General features: G+C 46.0%; 16 protein-coding genes. 5 read left to right on the top strand and 11 right to left on the bottom strand.

The features are described from left to right. Window positions 1-330: 330 nt before the first annotated feature. From FR741_RS07595 to FR741_RS07555, 9 genes are all read right to left on the bottom strand, one after another. A complete protein-coding gene (locus tag FR741_RS07595; protein WP_167426547.1) occupies window positions 331-1,662 on the bottom strand; it encodes a trypsin-like serine protease in 1,332 nt (443 codons plus the stop codon). Between the two features lie 194 nt (window positions 1,663-1,856). After that, window positions 1,857-2,333, bottom strand: a complete 477-nt coding sequence (locus FR741_RS07590) for a GNAT family N-acetyltransferase (RefSeq protein ID WP_167426546.1) — start codon at window positions 2,331-2,333, stop codon at window positions 1,857-1,859. A gap of 190 nt (window positions 2,334-2,523) precedes the next feature. Then, window positions 2,524-4,401: a propionyl-CoA synthetase gene (locus tag FR741_RS07585; protein ID WP_167426545.1), complete on the bottom strand. Its 1,878-nt coding sequence runs from the start codon at window positions 4,399-4,401 to the stop codon at window positions 2,524-2,526. Window positions 4,402-4,458: 57 nt separating this feature from the next. Beyond that, on the bottom strand, window positions 4,459-5,655 hold the full coding sequence (gene prpF, locus FR741_RS07580; protein ID WP_167426544.1) for a 2-methylaconitate cis-trans isomerase PrpF: 1,197 nt from the start codon (window positions 5,653-5,655) through the stop codon (window positions 4,459-4,461). A 9-nt stretch (window positions 5,656-5,664) separates the two neighbouring features. Continuing rightward, the gene (acnD, locus tag FR741_RS07575) at window positions 5,665-8,256 is read right to left on the bottom strand and encodes a Fe/S-dependent 2-methylisocitrate dehydratase AcnD (protein WP_167426543.1); all 2,592 of its coding nucleotides are present in this window, start codon (window positions 8,254-8,256) and stop codon (window positions 5,665-5,667) included. Window positions 8,257-8,412: 156 nt separating this feature from the next. Continuing rightward, complete coding sequence (gene prpC / locus FR741_RS07570) at window positions 8,413-9,555, bottom strand: bifunctional 2-methylcitrate synthase/citrate synthase (RefSeq protein ID WP_012841784.1); 1,143 nt, start codon at window positions 9,553-9,555, stop codon at window positions 8,413-8,415. A 130-nt stretch (window positions 9,556-9,685) separates the two neighbouring features. After that, complete coding sequence (gene prpB / locus FR741_RS07565; RefSeq protein WP_005395068.1) at window positions 9,686-10,582, bottom strand: methylisocitrate lyase; 897 nt, start codon at window positions 10,580-10,582, stop codon at window positions 9,686-9,688. A 12-nt stretch (window positions 10,583-10,594) separates the two neighbouring features. Beyond that, window positions 10,595-11,308 carry a GntR family transcriptional regulator gene (locus FR741_RS07560; RefSeq protein ID WP_005395069.1) on the bottom strand — a complete coding sequence of 238 codons (714 nt, stop codon included), beginning with the start codon at window positions 11,306-11,308 and terminating at the stop codon, window positions 10,595-10,597. Between the two features lie 265 nt (window positions 11,309-11,573). Continuing rightward, a complete protein-coding gene (locus FR741_RS07555) occupies window positions 11,574-11,972 on the bottom strand; it encodes a GFA family protein (RefSeq protein ID WP_167426542.1) in 399 nt (132 codons plus the stop codon). A 259-nt stretch (window positions 11,973-12,231) separates the two neighbouring features. Between FR741_RS07555 and FR741_RS07550 the strand changes: the two genes are divergently transcribed. The 5 genes from FR741_RS07550 (at window position 12,232) to FR741_RS07530 (ending at window position 17,128) form a co-directional block, all read left to right on the top strand. Next, a complete protein-coding gene (locus FR741_RS07550; RefSeq protein ID WP_124008906.1) occupies window positions 12,232-13,203 on the top strand; it encodes a tripartite tricarboxylate transporter substrate binding protein in 972 nt (323 codons plus the stop codon). Between the two features lie 239 nt (window positions 13,204-13,442). Then, on the top strand, window positions 13,443-13,937 hold the full coding sequence (locus FR741_RS07545) for a tripartite tricarboxylate transporter TctB family protein (protein WP_167426541.1): 495 nt from the start codon (window positions 13,443-13,445) through the stop codon (window positions 13,935-13,937). Window positions 13,938-13,956: 19 nt separating this feature from the next. Next, window positions 13,957-15,483, top strand: a complete 1,527-nt coding sequence (locus FR741_RS07540; RefSeq protein WP_048626439.1) for a tripartite tricarboxylate transporter permease — start codon at window positions 13,957-13,959, stop codon at window positions 15,481-15,483. A gap of 277 nt (window positions 15,484-15,760) precedes the next feature. After that, window positions 15,761-16,276, top strand: coding sequence for a P-loop NTPase family protein (locus FR741_RS07535; RefSeq protein ID WP_104971761.1), 516 nt, complete (start codon window positions 15,761-15,763; stop codon window positions 16,274-16,276). A gap of 81 nt (window positions 16,277-16,357) precedes the next feature. After that, complete coding sequence (locus tag FR741_RS07530; protein ID WP_005395076.1) at window positions 16,358-17,128, top strand: sulfite exporter TauE/SafE family protein; 771 nt, start codon at window positions 16,358-16,360, stop codon at window positions 17,126-17,128. A 305-nt stretch (window positions 17,129-17,433) separates the two neighbouring features. On the opposite strand, the gene FR741_RS07525 is transcribed toward FR741_RS07530, so the two are convergent. Together FR741_RS07525 and vopD are read right to left on the bottom strand one after the other, a co-directional pair. Further along, window positions 17,434-18,405: a TAXI family TRAP transporter solute-binding subunit gene (locus FR741_RS07525; protein ID WP_006741544.1), complete on the bottom strand. Its 972-nt coding sequence runs from the start codon at window positions 18,403-18,405 to the stop codon at window positions 17,434-17,436. 205 nt (window positions 18,406-18,610) lie between these two features. Then, window positions 18,611-19,615 carry a type III secretion system translocon subunit VopD gene (gene vopD / locus FR741_RS07520; protein WP_167426540.1) on the bottom strand — a complete coding sequence of 335 codons (1,005 nt, stop codon included), beginning with the start codon at window positions 19,613-19,615 and terminating at the stop codon, window positions 18,611-18,613. Between the last annotated feature and the right edge of the window lie 9 nt (window positions 19,616-19,624).

Raw genomic sequence — 19,624 nt, 5'->3', positions numbered from 1 at the left:
CTTTTTCGATAAAAATTAAGTAACGAGTTATGCCAAACAACGTTGATCGAATAAAGCATGATCTTGAAGCTCATTGGAGAGTAATTTAATGCAAACCTGACAAAAATCAGACAAAACATGAAATGTTGATCGCAATTCTGCCAGTTATATGAAGGTAGCGTCAGGATAAAGTCATACACATTTTATGGGTTCTCAAAGTTGGAACAATAAAAAAGGGCTTATTATTCGAAAACAATAAACCCTGCTTATGATAACTATGCGCTGTTCGTTGAAACCAAGAATGAATTCTACCTCAAGTCACCAACGAGTCAGCTTTTGAATGCTTGATGGTTAGTTAGACTTGCAATGTGCGTCGCGAACTTCTTGCCAAACACCCCAAGGTCCAGAGTCTGCTGGGTTATCGCCTTGAGTCCACCACTGCGCCTGCCACACTTTGCCATTCCAAGTAACGTTATCCCCTTTGAGATACACCGTACTCGCTTGCCATTCTGCTGCGCAGTTATCTGTTGGAGGCGTTGTCACTGTTTTCGCTTGAGCCGACACTAGCGCCTGATATTGTGTACTGGTCTTATCAACGTTGAAGTTCAAAGCAACTCTTGCTTCTCCCGCCTGAGCTGCTCCAAATTCGACATCGACACGACAACTTGCATTCATTGCTAACGTCGCCTGAGAACACTGATCATTTGCAATAACGGCAGCATCAGCAACGCCAGAAGCAAACGCGCGAACGTTTTCTACAGTGAACGTCGTGTTACCTGAATTTTTGATAACAAAACTATGTTGCTGCAACTCGCCAACATTAAATGATGCCAATATCTGTTCGGTGGTATACCCAACAGAAACATTCTCTTTCGGAGGTGTAGTCGTGCCAATGACACCATTAACAAAATTACGCATGGCGGCGATATCGCTATAAACACCATACATACCCGGACGAGCACAACCTATCCCCCAACTGACCACACCAAGTTGAGTAATTACGCCACCACGATTAATAACGATTGGGCCACCACTATCTCCCTGACAGGAATCTATCCCACCTTGAGGAATTCCCGCGCAGAAAGACACCTCTCCAACGGTTGTATAATTGCCACCGGCTTGACGACAAGTCGTGTCCGACACGAGCGGAACGTCAACCTCTTGCAACCGAGATGGAGAGCTTCCTCCTTCAGAGGTTCTCCCTAAACCTGCGACTGTAAGCCAATCTCCGATGCTGGCGTATTGCGTTAGACTGCCATCGGCAATTTCAACCGCAGCAACACCTTGAGGTACAGAGTCCAACTTTAAGACTGCGAGATCGTGAGAAAGCGTTGCTCGGCGATATGCCGGGTGCATGTGGATTTCACTCACGTTAGCTCGAACACCGTCAGTGCCATTGTAAACGACGCCACCAATTTTAACCGCAATCTGATTCGGTGAATCACCCTCGACACAGTGTGCCGCAGTCAGGACGTAGCCATTCCCAATATAACTGGCACCACAATATGATCGGTTACCATAACGGCTAACAATTTGGGTGTAGAATCTCCACTCACTAGGATCAGCAGTGATGCCGCCTACGATCTGGGGTTGTATTGTGTGATTTTGTGTCTGTGACAAATCATCAGCACTTGCGAACATTGGCAAAACAGCCAACGCAAGTAACGATTTTGTTAGTTTCAAAATATTGTCCTCTTGTTTTTGTAAGCACGATCCTCGTGCTACTAATAAACAAGCAGACAAAAACGCCAATACCAATGTGGGCGCATATTAATTTACTAACATTGCGAGCAACTTATAGAGAAAAGTCTATTGACGAACTGAATGATTTCAATTCGCTAGAATGTGTATCACAATATTAAAATTAAGCATGGCCATTAGCTCAACGGCTTTCTTAGATAGTGAATATGGTGTGCAAACCCTTGTTTTTCATACAAAGAGACTGCACCCTGGTTAAAGTGCCATACTTCAACAAACATCTGTTTTGCACCGTAATCAGAGAACGTTGACTCAATTTTGTTAATCAATGCCTGAGCCGTGCCTTGTTTCCGAAACTCAGGTAACACATAGAGCTCATCCACACTTCCCATCATAACCGGCTGACTGACGGTAGAAACAAGTTCACAGAAATGACCAGAGATAAAACCAATAATTTCATCTTCTTGTTTTGCTACATAAACAAGACATTCAGGATCATCAATGTATCGAGCAATACTTTTTTCTTGCTCTATCTCCTCTGCAGTTTTGAACAGCTCCGGAGATTGAAGATGATGCTCATCATGCAGCTCAAACATAAGGTCGTTGAGCGACTCAAGGTCGCTAAAACACGCAGATTTAATTACAAACGTGGTCATACAAAGGGTCACTAAAAATTGAATGGCTGTAGTTTGTGAGGAAAATGCCGTATTGGCAAGTCACAAAATTGCCTGCACGAGACGTTTACGCTATCTACAAACAAAAAAGCCCCTGTACTTAATAAGCGTACAGAGGCAGAACCAACCTACAGAGTTCGAGGATCAGGGGTTAGTTAGAATTGAGTTTTAATTAACGTCTTAACACTCGTTCAATTTCGTTCAAGCTACTTGGGTCATCAATCGTTGACGGAACGGTGTATTTTTCACCATCGGCTATTTGACGTATGGTTCGGCGCAGAATTTTACCCGAACGTGTTTTCGGTAAGCGATCTACAACCAATGCATGCTTAAAGCAGGCAACCGCACCGATCTCACTACGTACCTTGCCAACAAGCTCACCTTCAAGATCAAGCTCGTCCACTTTGACACCATCTTTAAGCACAACAAAACCAAGTGGTAACTGCCCTTTTAACTCATCGTGGATACCCACGACTGCACATTCCGCAATCGCTGGGTGGCCACCGACAATCTCTTCCATTTCGCCTGTCGATAAACGATGCCCCGCAACATTAATCACGTCATCAATACGTCCCATAATGAACAAGTAACCGTCTTCATCTAGATAGCCACCATCACCTGACACATAGTAGCCAGGGAATTGGCTAAGATAACCGGTTTCAAAACGGTCATGGTTACGCCAAACCGTTGACAGACAACTCGGTGGCAGCGGACGTTTTAGCGCGACAAAGCCTTGTTGATTTGGTTTCACCGGTTCACCAAGCTCATCAAGAATTTCGACTTGATAACCCGGAATTGGCTTAGTTGAAGAACCCGCTTTCACAGGCATCATCTCAATGCCCGTTGGGTTACCCGCGATAGCCCAACCCGTTTCCGTTTGCCACCAGTGGTCGATAACCGGTTTATCTGCTTTACTCTGCACCCATTCCAGTGTTGGAGGGTCCAAGCGCTCACCAGCCATAAAGATGGTTTTTAAGTTAGACAGATCGTACTGCTTTAAGAACTCACCTTCTGGGTCTTCTTTCTTGATCGCACGGAACGCTGTCGGGGCAGAGAACAACGCATCTACTTTGTATTCGTCACACACTCGCCAGAATGCACCAGGATCCGGTGTTCGGACGGGCTTGCCTTCGAATAAGATTGTTGTGCAACCGTGAATCAGTGGCGCGTAAACAATGTAAGAGTGCCCTACTACCCAGCCAACATCAGATGCCGCCCAAAATACGCCATCTTGAGGAATGTTGTAGATTGCGCTCATGGAGTACTTCATCGCGACGGCATGGCCACCGTTATCACGCACAACGCCTTTTGGCTTACCTGTCGTACCAGAAGTATAAAGAATGTAGAGTGGATCGGTTGCCAACACCGGAACACAACCGTGTGGCAACGCTTGGTTGTACTCTTGCTGCCAATCCAGATCTCTTTCTTGGTTTAGATCGGCTTCGCACTCAGGACGCTGGAATATAAATACTTTTTCAGGCTTCCATCGGCTGTCCATAATGGCCTTGTCTACCATTGGCTTATATGGAATAACTTTGTTGATCTCAATCCCACACGACGCCGTCATGATGACTTTCGGCTCTGCATCTTCAATTCGTACAGCAAGCTCATTAGGTGCAAAACCACCGAATACAACGGAGTGAATCGCCCCCAAACGCGCGCAGGCTAGCATCGCCATTGCAGCTTCTGGAATCATCGGCATGTAAATAACGACTCGGTCGCCTTTTTCAACGCCTTGGGCAGACAGCATGCCGGCAATTTTTGCCACTTGGTCACGCAGGTCACTATAGGTATACGTTGTTTTATTGCCGGTTACTGGCGAGTCATAAATGAGTGCCGTATTATCACCGCGTCCTTGCTCGCAATGGTAATCCAATGCTAACCAGCACGTATTCATTACACCATCTGGAAACCAACGTTCTATGCCGTTTTCATCAGATTTCAAGATAGTTTTAGGAGATTCGAACCAATCGATATTCTCCGCTTGAGCGCGCCAAAAACTCTCCGGTTCGTTTTTCGCCCATAAATATTCTTTTTCGTATGAAGACATATTGCTTCCTCCAGTATGTCCTGACATTGCTCTCGTTCTATTCAAAGACCGTTCTTTTCACTCAAAGACATCAGAGGGTACACGCACAAATCCCTCCATTAGTATTCTCGCACTTCGGCTCATGATGGCTTTGTGTACCACCCAGCCCTGTTCAGCTTGCTTCGCTCGTGCTCCAACTTTTAACGTTCCTGAGGGGTGGCCAAAAGTCACTGACTCTTTTTCACCGCCACCAGCCGCCAAGTTAACCAACGTACCCGGCACACACGCCGCTGAAGCGATAGCAACGGCTGCTGTTCCCATCATTGCATGGTGAAGTTTGCCCATCGACAACGCACGTACCAGCACATCAATTTCCGACTCATTGACCGCTTTGCCACTTGAAGACAGGTAACTTTTCGGTTTAGAAACAAACGCAATTTTCGGTGTGTGCTGGCGTGTTTGAGCTTCTTCTAAATCAGAAATCAGGCCCATTTTTAACGCGCCATATGCACGGATGGATTCGAACATCGCTAATGCTGTGTCATCGTTGTTGATATCGTCTTGCAGCTCGGTGCCCTGATATCCAATCGATTCAGCATCAATAAAAATGGTTGGTATGCCCGCGTTAATAAAGGTCGCGTTGAACGTACCCACATCCGGCACCACTAAATCATCAACTAAGTTGCCTGTTGGGAACATGCTGCCCTCGCCATCAGAAGGGTCAACGAAATCGACTTGAATCTCGGCGGCCGGAAACGTCACGCCATCGAGCTCAAAGTCGCCGGTTTCTTGGACAAAACCATTAACAATTGGAACGTGAATCAAGATAGTTTTGCTGATGTTCACCTGCCAAACACGCACCGTCACAATGCCATTTTCTGGAATGCGATCTTGTGGAATCAGCCCAGCATGAATGGCGAAAGGACCGACAGCGGCAGACAAGTTGCCGCAGTTACCACTCCAATCGACGAATGGTTTGTCGATCGACACTTGTCCAAACAAGTAGTCAACATCGTGATCGGCTCGGCTACTGCGAGAAACAATTACTGTTTTACTGGTGCTTGACGTCGCGCCACCCATGCCATCAATTTGCTTTGCGTACGGATCTGGGCTGCCGATAACACGCAACAAGAGTTTGTCACGAGCTTCGCCTGCCACTTGTGCTTCTTGTGGCAAATCGTCGAGGTTAAAAAAGACCCCTTTACTTGTACCGCCACGCATGTACGTCGCCGGCACTTTGATTTGGCTCATTTGATTCGGAGTTTTGCTTTCCATACCCACTCCTTATTGCGCCAAGAAATCTTGCGCGAAACGCTGCAAAACACCACCTGCGTTGTACACGTGAACTTCGTCAGCGGTGTCTAGGCGGCAGGTAACAGGAACGTCAACTTTATCGCCGTTGCTACGCGTGATAACCAAGGCCAGATCCGCACCCGGTTTAATCTCGCCAACTACGTCGTAAAGTTCCGTACCATCCAGTTCTAACGTATTACGGTTTACACCTGGTTTGAATTGCAACGGCAGTACGCCCATGCCAACCAAGTTAGTACGGTGAATACGCTCAAAGCCTTCAGCAACAATGGCTTCTACGCCTGCCAAACGAACACCTTTTGCTGCCCAGTCACGAGATGAACCCTGACCGTAATCAGCACCAGCGACTACAATCAGTGGCTGTTTACGGTTCATGTAGGTCTCAATCGCTTCCCACATGCGTACAACCTGACCTTCTGGTTCGATTCGCGCCAGAGAACCCTGAACGACTTCACCGTTCTCTTTCACCATTTCGTTAAATAGTTTCGGGTTAGCAAAGGTCGCACGTTGCGCCGTTAAGTGATCGCCACGGTGAGTCGCATAAGAGTTGAAGTCCTCTTCCGGAACGCCCATTTTGGCAAGGTATTCACCCGCAGCACTGCTCGCCATGATCGCGTTGGATGGTGACAGGTGGTCAGTCGTGATGTTGTCGCCCAGAATCGCTAATGGACGCATGCCAGACAGTGTTCTTTCACCCGCCAGCGCACCTTCCCAGTAAGGTGGACGGCGAATGTAGGTACTCATCGGACGCCAGTCGTAAAGCGGACTAGAGCTTTTCTCTGCGTCATCGAGCTTAAACATCTGGATGTAAACTTGGTTAAACTGCTCTGGCTTAACGTGTTTGCCGACCACAGCATCGATCTCTTCGTCGCTAGGCCACAAATCATTTAAGTAAATTGGTTTACCGTTTTGGTCAGTACCCAAAGCATCACGTTCGATATCGAAACGAATCGTACCCGCTAGCGCATAAGCGACAACCAATGGTGGTGATGCAAGGAAAGCTTGTTTTGCGTAAGGATGGATTCGGCCATCGAAGTTGCGGTTACCAGACAGAACGGCTGTCGCATATAAATCGCGATCAATGATCTCTTGCTGGATTTTTGGATCCAACGCGCCACTCATGCCGTTACAAGTGGTACATGCGTAACCGACGATACCAAAGCCAAGCTTTTCTAACTCTGGTAATAAGCCCGCTTCTTCCAGGTAAAGACGCGCTACCTTAGAACCCGGAGCAAAAGACGACTTCACCCAAGATTTACGTACAAGGCCGAGCTCATTGGCTTTCTTAGCCACAAGGCCGGCAGCAACGACGTTTCTTGGGTTGCTGGTATTAGTACACGATGTGATAGCAGCGATGATCACTGCGCCATCTGGCAACTCACCTTCTTTCTCTTCCCACGCACCAGAAATGCCACGTTGTGCCAATTCAGAAGTTGGCAAACGGCGGTGAGGGTTTGACGGGCCGGCCATGTTACGACTTACTGATGATAAATCGAACTCAAGTACACGCTCATAAACGGCAGTATCTAGATCGTCAGCCCAAAGTCCGGTTTGCTTTGCGTACTTCTCAACTAAGTCAACTTGCTGTTCGTCACGACCAGTCAGTTTTAGGTAGTTGATGGTCTGCTCATCGATGTAGAACATACCCGCGGTTGCACCGTATTCTGGTGTCATATTGGAGATGGTTGCACGGTCACCGATTGTTAAATCACGTGCACCCTCACCAAAGAATTCAAGATATGAAGAGACGACACGCTCATTACGCAGAAACTCAGTAATCGCGAGGACAATATCCGTTGCGGTAATGCCCGGTTGACGTTTACCCGTTAGTTTTACACCAACAATATCAGGTAGACGCATCATTGATGGTCGGCCAAGCATTACGGTTTCAGCTTCCAGACCACCAACACCGATCGCGATAACACCGAGGGCGTCTACGTGAGGCGTGTGACTATCTGTCCCCACACAGGTATCTGGGTAGGCAATACCCTGCTTTGCTTGCACCACAGGAGACATTTTCTCCAAGTTGATTTGGTGCATAATGCCGTTACCCGCAGGAATCACGCTTACGTTCTCAAACGCTGTTTTACACCACTCGATAAAGTGGAATCGGTCTTCATTACGGCGTTCTTCAATCGCGCGGTTTTTGTCGAAGGCGTCAGGGTCAAAGCCCGCATGCTCAACCGCTAAAGAATGGTCAACGATCAATTGAGTCTCAACCACAGGGTTCACTTTTGCAGGATCGCCACCCTGATCCGAAATAGCATCGCGCAGACCCGCTAAATCGACTAGAGCGGTCTGACCAAGAATGTCATGACAAACAACGCGTGCTGGATACCAAGGAAAATCAAGATCACGTTTACGTTCAATTAACTGTTTCAGGCTATCCGTCAATGTGTTCGGTTCACAGCGACGGACCAGTTGCTCGGCTAGCACGCGGGAGGTATAAGGGAGTTTTTCATAGGCTCCAGGAGAAATGGCATTGACGGCTTCGCGTGCATCAAAGTAATCCAGTTGAGTTCCCGGAAGCGGCTTACGATATTGGGTATTAATATTTGTGTTCATGGTTTGCTTCCATTCAGTCTGTACATCTTGCCTTCATCAACGTTTTTCCATTGCTCCAGAAACATCGTGATGAGAGGGACTCCTTCCTCTGTCAGAGAGAGGTACAAAGGAAGGAGGTGGTCAATCAAAGCGTATGTGCCCTAATTAACCTTCGCGCTAGCGATTCTCGATAGGCACCCATTCTTGATGATCTGGGCCCGTGTAATCAGCACTTGGGCGAATGATGCGGTTATTGGCACGTTGCTCATAAACGTGTGCCGCCCAGCCCGTTAAACGACTCATCACAAAAATTGGTGTGAACAGCTTGGTTGGAATGTCCATGAAGTGGTAAGCCGATGCATGGAAGAAGTCCGCATTACAGAACAGACCTTTCTCTCGCTTCATCACTGATTCCACACGCTCAGAAACAGCATATAGATGTGTATCACCGACTTGCTGTGACAGCTCTTTCGACCAGCGCTTAATCAACGCGTTGCGAGGATCACTTTCGCGATAGATGGCATGGCCAAAGCCCATGATCTTGTCTTTGTTGGCCAGCATTTTCATGATGTTCGCTTCCGCCTCGTCTGGCGTTTGCCAATCTTCAATCATCTCCATCGCTGCTTCGTTTGCGCCGCCATGAAGTGGTCCGCGAAGCGTACCGATTGCTGCCGTGATACAAGAATGAATGTCTGATAACGTTGATGCACAAACACGCGCTGCAAAAGTTGATGCGTTGAATTCATGCTCAGCGTAAAGGATTAAGGAACAGTGCATCACTTGCTTGTGTAGCGCTGATGGCTCTTTATCTGTAAGCAATCGCAAGAAGTAACCGCCGATGCAGTCTTCGGTTTGATCTTCTGTATCGATACGAACGCCATCGTGACTAAAACGATACCAGTAGCAGATGATAGCTGGGAAAAGCGCCAGCATACGTTCCGTCGAATGCAATTGCTCATCGAAGCTCATTTCTTGCTCTAGGTTTCCTAACACAGAACAACCAGTGCGCATCACATCCATTGGATGAGCAGTAGCAGGAATAAGCTCTAACGCTTGCTTAAGCTCAGTTGGTAAGCCGCGAAGGTTTAAGAGATGTGTCTTGTACGCATCCAGTTCTTTCTGAGTTGGTAAGTGACCGCGTAACAGAAGATGTGCAACTTCTTCAAATTGAGCATTATTGGCAAGGTCAGTAATATCGTAACCGCGATAAGTCAGACCGGTCCCCGTTTTTCCGACAGTACATAAAGCTGTGCTTCCGGCGCTTTGACCGCGTAGGCCTGCACCACCTAACTCTGCTTTCTTTTCTGCAGTTTGAGACATTGTTTGAACTCCTTTTCTGTCTGGCTTTGCCCTCTTTGGAGCGTTTTTTAGCCAGACGAATTTCACGTTATTGAATTAGATAAATTCCGATTATCTTTTCTTGGGCTTCCGTCTATCTTTTCTTTTCCCGCTATTTTCCTTCAGAGAATAGCTGGTCAAGTTTGTCTTCGTAATCGTGGTAGTTCAGGTGCTGATACAACTCTTTGCGTGTTTGCATTGAATCAACCAAAGCTTCCTGATTGCCCACTTCTAGCAAATGCTTATAAACCGTTTCAGCGGCTTTGTTCATGGCTCGGAACGCACTTAACGGGTAAAGCACCATATCGACTTTCGCTTTTGCAAGCTCGTCGCAGCCATACAGTGGCGTTGCGCCGAACTCGGTAATGTTCGCCAGAATAGGAACGTGCTTTCCAGTTGCTTGCTCAAGTGCGTTTGAGAACTGAAGGTACTGATCCAGCTTGGTCATCGCTTCTGGGAAGATCATGTCTGCGCCAGCTTCCACACACGCAATCGCACGCTCAATTGCACTGTCCATACCTTCAACAGCTAGCGCGTCTGTACGAGCCATAATCACGAAGCTTTCATCATTGCGTGCGTCAACCGCTGCTTTTACGCGATCAACCATCTCTTGCTGGCTCACAATTGCTTTGTTCGGACGGTGCCCACAACGTTTCTGTGCGACTTGGTCTTCCATATGAACCGCAGCAGCACCCGCCTTTTCCATTGCTTTGATCGTGCGAGCAATATTAAATGCGCCTCCAAAACCAGTGTCGATATCAACCAATAGCGGTAAATCACACGCGTTAGTGATGCGGTCAACATCGACCAGTACGTCGTTCAATGTTGTAATACCGAGATCCGGCAATCCGTATGACGCGTTTGCAATACCGCCGCCAGACAAATAAATCGCTTGATGCCCCAAGTTTTTCGCCATCATGGCGCAGTAAGGGTTAATGGTGCCGACAATTTGCAGCGGATTGTTTTGTTCAATGGCGAGTCTGAACTTCGCTCCCGGTGTTAAGCTCATGACGAATTCCTTCTAGTCTTTGTCTAAACTTTCTGTATGTATAATTTGCGATTGGATGAGCTTTCGACTTCCTGAGATGTGTCTTCTCATCAGCATTTCTGCAAGCTCTTCATCGCGATTACGGATGGCTTCCAGAATGAATTTGTGTTCAGTCAACGCTTCATTTGGACGAGATTGCGCGCGCGGTGACTGATAGCGGTACATGCGTAACAAGTGGTAAAGCTCGTCGCACAGCAGAGAAATCAGCTTGCTGTTTCGGCTTGCTTGGATGATGCGATAGTGAAAATCAAAATCTCCATGCTGATGGAAGTAAGAGGCTCCTTCCACTTGATCAATGTGCTTAGAATGTGTCGACAATAGCATTTCCAAGCTCAAGAGCTCTTCTTGCGTAATATGTCGCGCTGCTAACCTTGCCGCCATACCTTCTAGCGCTTCGCGAACCGCATAGAGTTCTATCAGCTTTTCTGGAGAAAAAGTGGTCACTCTAGCCCCGACATGAGGAATACGTTCAATGAGCCCTAGCCCCTCTAAACGCATTAATGCTTCACGCAAAGGGCCGCGGCTGACTTGATATTTCTTCGCCAGTTCAGGCTCCGAGATTTTATGACCAGGCTTAACATCACCATTCACAATGACTTCAATCAGTGTTTCTGTCAGTGTTTCTGACTTGGTGTGTTCTTTCTCAGAACCCAGTACTTTATAACGAGTTTTCAACTCAGAGTTCATACTCAGATACTCACGTTACCGACATCAAAATGTCTACAATTTCTTAACCTGAATATAAAGTAGTCGATCAAAGTGTCGACAATCAAGTAAATTGTCGACAATTTAGACTAAGGTCGTAATTTAAATCGATGAAAATCATCTATTACGAGCTAAATTGAGGGGTAATTGCGAAGGAAAAAGCAAATTGTCGACAACTAAACACCTCTTAACATTATGATATAAAAGAAAAACAATTAAGCTGTCGAACAATTAAGGATACAAAAGGCTATTCTTTAGATGAAAATTGCTCAAAAACTTGCTGCGATGTCATCTTTTGTGAGGTGGGATTGAGGTCATAATACGCGGGCTTTTCATCGGTAAAGATCTCTAATGAGAGTTTGAAATCTGGATTGTCGAACAAACCAGCGGAGAGAATGTACTCGCCTGTCGGTAACAAATGATAGAAAAGGTTTGTGCCGCATTCGCCACAAAAGCCTCTTACCGCCCATTCAGACGATTGATAGCGCTTTGGCTCGGCCCCCTTAAACGTTACGTTAGGACCACAATGCACAGCATGGAGTGCTCCACTCGACCATTTTCGACACATCGAGCAGTGGCATAGACTCACTTCATTCTTAGCATCTGCGATCACTTCAATAGCGCCGCACAAACATGTCCCTTTCATTCTCTGTTTCCTTATTCGTTTGATGTCATTCCATTATGACGCAATTGTTAGCACGCACGCGTGATGTGCAACCAATTTTTCAGCGTGAACTTTATGAACAAAATACCCGTTATGCTCAATATTCTCTTTATCGACGTTTTAAAGACATCAATTTAACACTTGATTAACCTTTGATACATCAGCATCCAGTTCGAGTTAAAGGCTGAAACAAAAATAAGACTCATCAAAAAATAGAGTCACCAACATAAGGAACGTGAACATGTTAAAGGTAATCAAACCAACGCTCGCCACATCTATCATCGCAGCTTCATTTTCATTTAACGCTTTTGCTGCTGATGTAGAAAAAATGCATTTCTTGATCCCTGGAGGTGCCGGTGGCGGCTGGGATATGACCGCACGAGGTACAGGTGATGTGCTACTCAAATCAGACATCGTTGAGACGGTATCTTTTCAGAACCTTTCTGGTGGCGGCGGCGGTAAAGCCATTGCGCACTTGATTGAAACGGCAGATCGCCAAGAAGATACGCTGATGGTGAATTCAACACCGATCGTCGTTCGCTCTCTAACAGGTATTTTCCCTCAATCCTTTAGAGATCTCACTCCCGTTGCAGCCACCATTGCGGATTACGGTGCCATCGTAGCCTCTGTTGATTCGCCATACAATTCTTGGGAAGACGTAGTAAAAGCATTTGAATCTAACCCTCGCAAAGTGAAAATTGCGGGTGGCTCTGCTCGTGGCTCGATGGACCACCTCGTCGTTGCCGCCGCATTTAAAGGCGAAGGATTTGATGCGCGTAAAGTGCGTTACATCGCTTACGATGCGGGCGGTAAAGCCATGGCAGCCCTTCTTTCAGGCGAAACTCAACTGCTCTCTACGGGCCTAGGTGAAGTACTGGAGATGTCAAAATCTGGTCAAGTCAAAGTGCTAGCGGTAACTGCACCAAAACGCCTAGAAGCTGCACCAAACATTCCTACGCTAACAGAATATGGTAACGAAACTGTCTTCGCTAACTGGCGTGGATTCTTTGCTGCACCAGGTACTAGCCAAGAAAAGCTGGATGAATGGAATGCAGCATTTACCAAAATGTACAACACTGACGAATGGCAAGTCGTCCGTGACCGCAATGGTTGGATAGACAACTACAAAGCGGACAAAGCGTTCTTCGCGTTCCTTGAAGAGCAAGAGCAGCAAATGGGTGACTTAATGCGCGAGTTAGGCTTCCTAAAGTAACAGTCGAACTGGGTCCCTCAGATTCCAACCTCACCCAATAACGTGGGGTTGGTATTTCCCCAACTGTATTTGCACTCTAAGTTTCACCGTATATGGATATTGTCGACAATCGGCATGCACACTCCTTTGTTTATATACCCAAAGCAGCTCGACTAGCAGCGAAATGCTTAATTGTTAATGGTTTAGTTTATTCATTAACGTCCATATGCGGTCTTTTTTATTTTTGTTAGGAGTTGAATATGTCTCGTTCAACCAACTTTTTCACCAAAGAATATTTGCTCTGTCGTGACCGTGTCGGCGCAATGATCTTTCTACTCTTCTGTCTTTGCTACGGTTATCAAACCTCGCAGATTCCATTGTTTCCAGGTGATGAGTATGAACCATTCACCGCACGTACTCTGCCAACCATCCTGACTTACGTTGGTGTCGGCCTTTCTTTGCTATTGCTGGTGACAGGACAACCAGATAAACAAAGTGGCGCAGTGCTGACCTTCAATTGGAAGTTACTGATCGCTTTCTTGGTTTTGATGGCGCTTTACGGCGTGGGCCTGACTTACCTAGGTTTTGTTATAGCTACTGGCTTCTTTTTATTGGCTGGCTTTTATCTGCTGGGGGAAAGACGTAAACCCGTTCTGTTCGGCGCGTCGTTTCCATTCGTGATCGCGTTCTATTTACTACTCACTCAAGGTTTGGACATCTATCTCGAACCGGGTTTGATTTTCACCATCTGGTAGTCAAAGAAAGGACTGAATTATGTTAGATGGAATTCTACAAGGTTTATCCACTGCAGTAATGCCAATGAACATCATGATGGTGATCGTTGGTTGTTTCGTCGGTACATTTATCGGCATGTTACCTGGGCTTGGGCCGATCTCAGCCATTGCTTTGATGATCCCAATTACTTATGGCCTAGAGCCCTCTTCTGGCCTTATTTTGATGGCGGGTGTTTATTACGGTGCGGTATTTGGTGGTTCTACGTCGTCGATTTTAATTAACGCGCCGGGTTGTTCTTCAACCGTAGTGACAGCATTCGACGGATACCCAATGGCTCAAAAAGGCCAAGCAGGTAAAGCATTAGCTTTGGCAGCTTATTCTTCTTTCACTGGCGGTACACTATCTGCCATTATGTTGCTTGTTGCCGCACCAGCATTGGCTAGCGTTTCACTTAGCTTCCAATCGTCAGACTATTTTGCGTTGATGCTACTTGGGTTATCAGCAGTCGCGGCTTTTGCGGGGAAAGGTCAGGTCATCAAAGCATGGATGATGACCATTCTTGGTTTGATGCTATCTACAGTTGGTATCGATAAAGGCGTAGGCGTTGAACGCTTTACCTTCGGTTTGACGGATTTAATGGATGGCTTTAGCTTCTTGTTGCTTGCAATGGCGACATTCGCACTGGGTGAAACATTGATGGGCATTCTTAAACCATCAAAAGACACCAGCGATGAAGAACAGGAAAAGCTGAGTAACATTGGCTCAATGAAAGTGACCAAGGAAGAAATCAAAGATGTTGCGCCTGTTTCAATTCGCTCTTCAATATTAGGTTTCTTCACTGGCGTTCTTCCTGGCGCAGGAGCAACCATTGCTGCTTTTTTAAGCTATGGTATGGAGCGCAACCTCGCACCTAAAGAGAAAAAGGAAGAGTTCGGTAAAGGCAGTATCCGTGGTTTGGTCGCGCCAGAATCAGCGAACAACGCAGCCTCTAGTGGTTCATTTGTACCGCTGCTAACGCTTGGCATTCCGGGTTCTGGTACAACAGCAATAATGCTCGGCGCGCTGATCGCTTACGGTATTCAGCCGGGCCCTCGCCTGTTTGTTGAGCACCCAGACGTGTTCTGGTCGGTGATCATTTCCATGTACTTCGGCAACATCGTACTCGTGATCCTGAACTTACCGTTGATTCCGTACATCTCAAAGCTTTTGGCGGTGCCTAGAACGGTACTTCTGCCGATGATTTTATTCTTCTCAATCACCGGAGTTTATTTGGTCTCATTCAATACCATGGATGTGTTCGTGATGCTGATTGTCGCTATGGCTGCCATTGCACTTCGACTCGCTAACTTCCCACTTGCGCCTTTATTGCTGGGTTTCATCCTTGGGGGATTAATGGAAGAGAACTTACGCCGCGCATTAATGATTTCAGACGGCGAATTGAGTTTCCTATGGGAGCGCCCTATTACCCTTACCTTTACTGTTTTAGCCGTATTGGTACTGGCAAGTCCACTAATCGTAAAGCTGATTCAAAAGTTTAAAGCACAGCCAGTGAGCGTTGAGCAGTAATAGCTGTCTCTTTCAACCTAGATAAAGCCATCCATCGCGATGGCTTTTCTTTCTCCTATCAAATCGTTCACTTATTAAGCAAAACAATATTGACAAGTCATCGCCTATATATAAGAGTAGTTGCATGAATACACACTTAGCGCAACTTAACCAACGAATTATCATCATTCCATAGGAATGGTGGGATATTTGATGCGCTCAATATTTATCGAACCCACCCATAGCGGTGGGTTTTCTGTCTCTACCGTATGGGAAATACTCTTTTGGAGGCGGTCACATGCAAAAAGTAGCGGTTTTTGGTAAGCCCGGCAGCGGAAAATCGACGATAAGTAAAGCAATCGCGTCTGCTACCGATCTCCCTCTTCATCAATTAGATTCCATAGTCTATAAACCAAACGGTGAGCCCGTTGAGCGTAACGTTTTTGATGAAGCACATAGCAATATACTTCACTCAGATCGTTGGATCATAGATGGTCTGGGGCCTATCAGCTCCTTTAATGCTCGTTTAGATGCAGCCGATACTCTCGTTTATATTGATCTACCATACTCCGTAAGCTATTGGTTTGTGACGAAACGTCTCCTTAAAGGACTATTTATTAAACCCGAAGGTTGGCCTGATGGCAGTTCGGTATTGAAAGGGACATTACAAAGCTACAAAGTTCTTCAGCAATGCCCTGCATTCTGGAATGATGACTTTATGTCTCGTCTCGAAGGGTACTCTCAAAGTAAAACCGTTCATGTCATCAAAAACGTCACAGAACTGAACAATTTTGTTTTAGAGCGGGTAAAGTAAACTTCATATCAGAACACTAGAGCATGTGGGATGGGCCATCTAAAGCTCTAACAATGAAAAAGAACATAACAAGGATTGTTTATGCTTTTAGAACTAGCGCTTTTATTCGTTGCCGGCGTAGTTGGTGGGATCATTAACTCCATTGCGGGAGGCGGAAGCTTTATTACTTTTCCAGCCCTATTGGCGGTTGGTGTGCCTCCTATTATGGCCAATGCAACAAACACTTATGCTTCATGTGCGGGGTACATTAGCGGAGCCGTTGGCTTCAGAGAAGAGATCATGAAGAACAAGCAAGAACTGTTGTTCACAGTCTCATTCAGTTTAGTAGGTGGCGCTGTCGGAGCATATCTGCTGCTCAACACACCAGAATCGCTATTTTTGGAAGCCATTCCTTGGCTACTCTTGTTTGCCACCGTGCTTTTCCTGACTGGTTCTCGTTTAACAATGCTTATCAAAACTGTCGCGAAAGAGCACAAACACGCAGGAATACTCGGAGCAATCGCTTTGGGTCTATTACTTGTTGGTGTCTCTGCTTACGGTGGTTTTTTCAACGCAGGTTTAGGGGTTATTGTTCTGAGTTATCTGGTAGTAGCGGGTCACCAAGACATTAATTTAATGAACGGTTTGAAATTGCTGGTATCTACGTGTGTTTCACTCATTGCTATCGTGATATTTGTTGCGAATGGTTCCATTGACTGGCGCACAGGTAGCGTTGTTTTGGTCGGTACGTTGGTGGGTGGTTATCTTGCAGCTCGTGTATCTCGTCAACTTAATCCCAATCATGTTAAAGGGTTTGTTGCTCTTTCTTCTATTCTGATCACTATCTACTTTTTCATTGATGTTTATGCTTAAGTAAAGCTTGCACAAGTAGATAACACTCCTATAAAAAACGCCATCGCGAAAGATTAATGCAGATAGCTTAACGAGGTTTTTGTGTCATTCCAGCGAGCCTTGGCGAGACTAGGAATCTAATAGCAGTACGCTGAGCGGCTAATGAAACTATTTTGACCATAAAGTGCTCGGATAGAAGATCCTTTATCACGCTCCTCCGTCGCTGTACAGGATGACGAGAGACATAAATATGCCACTCGCTGTTAAACGAGTGGCATTAGTCGCGAAAGATGGCGTTTTACATCAATAATAAGCGAAAGTAACGGTTACTTAATCAGCCCTACTTCTTTGTAGTATTTAAGCGCACCTGGGTGAAGAGGCGCAGATAAACCGTCTTTTACCATTTCCTCTTTCTTCAAGTTCGCAAACGCTGGGTGGAGACGGCGGAAATCATCGAAGTTTTCAAATACCGCTTTGACCACGTTATAAACCACATCTTCTGGTACCGCAGTAGAGGAAACAAACGTCGCACCCACACCAAAGGTTTGAACATCACTATCTGTGCCACGATACATACCACCCGGTACATTTGCGACACGATAGAAGCTATTGTCTGCAACCAATTTTTCTACATTAGGTCCAGCTACCGTTACGATATTACTATCACACGACGTAGTGGCTTCTTTAATCGCTCCACTTGGGTGACCAACGGTATAAATCATCGCATCAATTTTGTTATCACAAAGTGCTTTTGATTGCTCTGCTGCTTTTAACTCAGACACAAGCTTAAAGTCATCGTTACTCCAGCCATACTGGCTCATTAACACTTCCATGGTGCCTCGTTGACCTGAGCCAGGGTTACCAATGTTGACGCGCTTACCTTTCAAATCATCAAAAGTTTTGATGTTCGCGTCTTTACGTGCAACGACAGTGAACGGTTCTGGATGAACGGAGAATACGGCGCGTAGTTCTTTAAAAGGCCCGCTTTCCTTAAACTTACTGGTTCCTTTGTAAGCATGATACTGCCAGTCTGATTGAGCGATACCGAGATCCAATTCACCAGCACGAATAGTGTTGATGTTATAAATCGATCCCCCAGTACTTTCTACCGAACAACGGATACCGTGATCTTCTCGCGATTTGTTAACCAAGCGACAAATTGCTCCACCAGTCGGATAATAAACCCCTGTTACGCCACCAGTACCAATCGTGACAAACGTTTCTTCCGCAGACGCAGAAAAGCCAGTTGTGAGTGCCGCTAAAGAAGCAGCAAGTGCGATTTGCTTAAACTTAAACATTGAACATCCTTTTTACCTGTGTTAATGACCGTTTAAGTATAGCAACCGTTAACAATTTGATAACGTTTGAGTTCTCATCTTTGAAGGTTGAATTATAGATATGTACTTTTTTATCAACGTAACCTACTGATAAATAATATCTATACTTGAATTGCACAAAAAAAGCGTTGTATAAACAACGCTTTGTAGTTAATGAGATGGACGGTTACACCGTTGGGACTGACGCTCGCCACGCTTGGTTCTGACTATCTGAGATAGAACGGAACAAGTCACGTAGCTCTTTCAATAAACCTTCTTGGAAACCAATGTTTTCATCGGCTTTCTGTTTGGCTGCTTGTGCGCGAGTCGCTTGTACTTCATCATCTTTGCTGCGCGCTTGCGCTTTGGTTTGCTCTACATTCGATGCTGAGTTTGCCATCTGGCCCAAAGCTTGAAGAATAGCGTTCTTCGCTTGGTTTGAGCTCATCAACTTATCGAACTTACGGCCACCACTTGTCAGCTGCGCTGTCGTGTCTGCGATATTGTCTTTCGCTAGTGAGTGCGCACGCTTAACCTGATCTTGCTGAGTTTTAGACAAGCTATTGTTATTCAATAACTCTTCTGCTTGATCGAAGCCAGCTTTTTGCGTTTTCAGTACATTATTGCTCGCCATTTCATTCTTGATTTCTTTCCCTGCTTTGAAAGAACCAAGGGCACCAATAATTGCGGTAGCACCCGCTAATACACCCGAAACGACTGCCATCGCGATCATCGCACTTGCCGAGTTGTTTAGTTCTGCCGCTTGGCTTTCTAAACTCGCGACGTTTGCTTCAACAGCAATTTCACGTTGTAGCACTTGCTGCTCACGGCTCAGCTTTGATACTTGATACAACAATGTTAATAGCGTCAACGATTGTGATACCGCATCTGATGGTGACTTGATCACCTCTTCACCGTTAAGCGCTTTCATTGTTGTGCTCATTAGCGAACTGACCGTCGGTGCAAGAGCGTTCATTAAGTTTGCAACAACTTGAGCTTGGTTGCTCACTGCTGGTACTTTAGGAGTCTCTAACTGGTAGCGTGCTGCACCAGAAACACCTGATTCACTTTGGCTTTTAATAGCGCCCGCTTCAAGCTTTGTTTCTGGTGTTTTTTCTGCTTTGGTTGTTTTGATAGTGTCGCCTAAACCATACAGTTCGCCGCGTCCCGTTCCGCCTACTTTATCTAGCATAATAAACTC

The organism is Vibrio diabolicus (genome assembly GCF_011801455.1).
GTDB lineage: Bacteria > Pseudomonadota > Gammaproteobacteria > Enterobacterales > Vibrionaceae > Vibrio > Vibrio diabolicus.
Note: the sequence above shows the minus strand (reverse complement) of the source record. Positions and strands in the feature narration are given on the sequence as shown.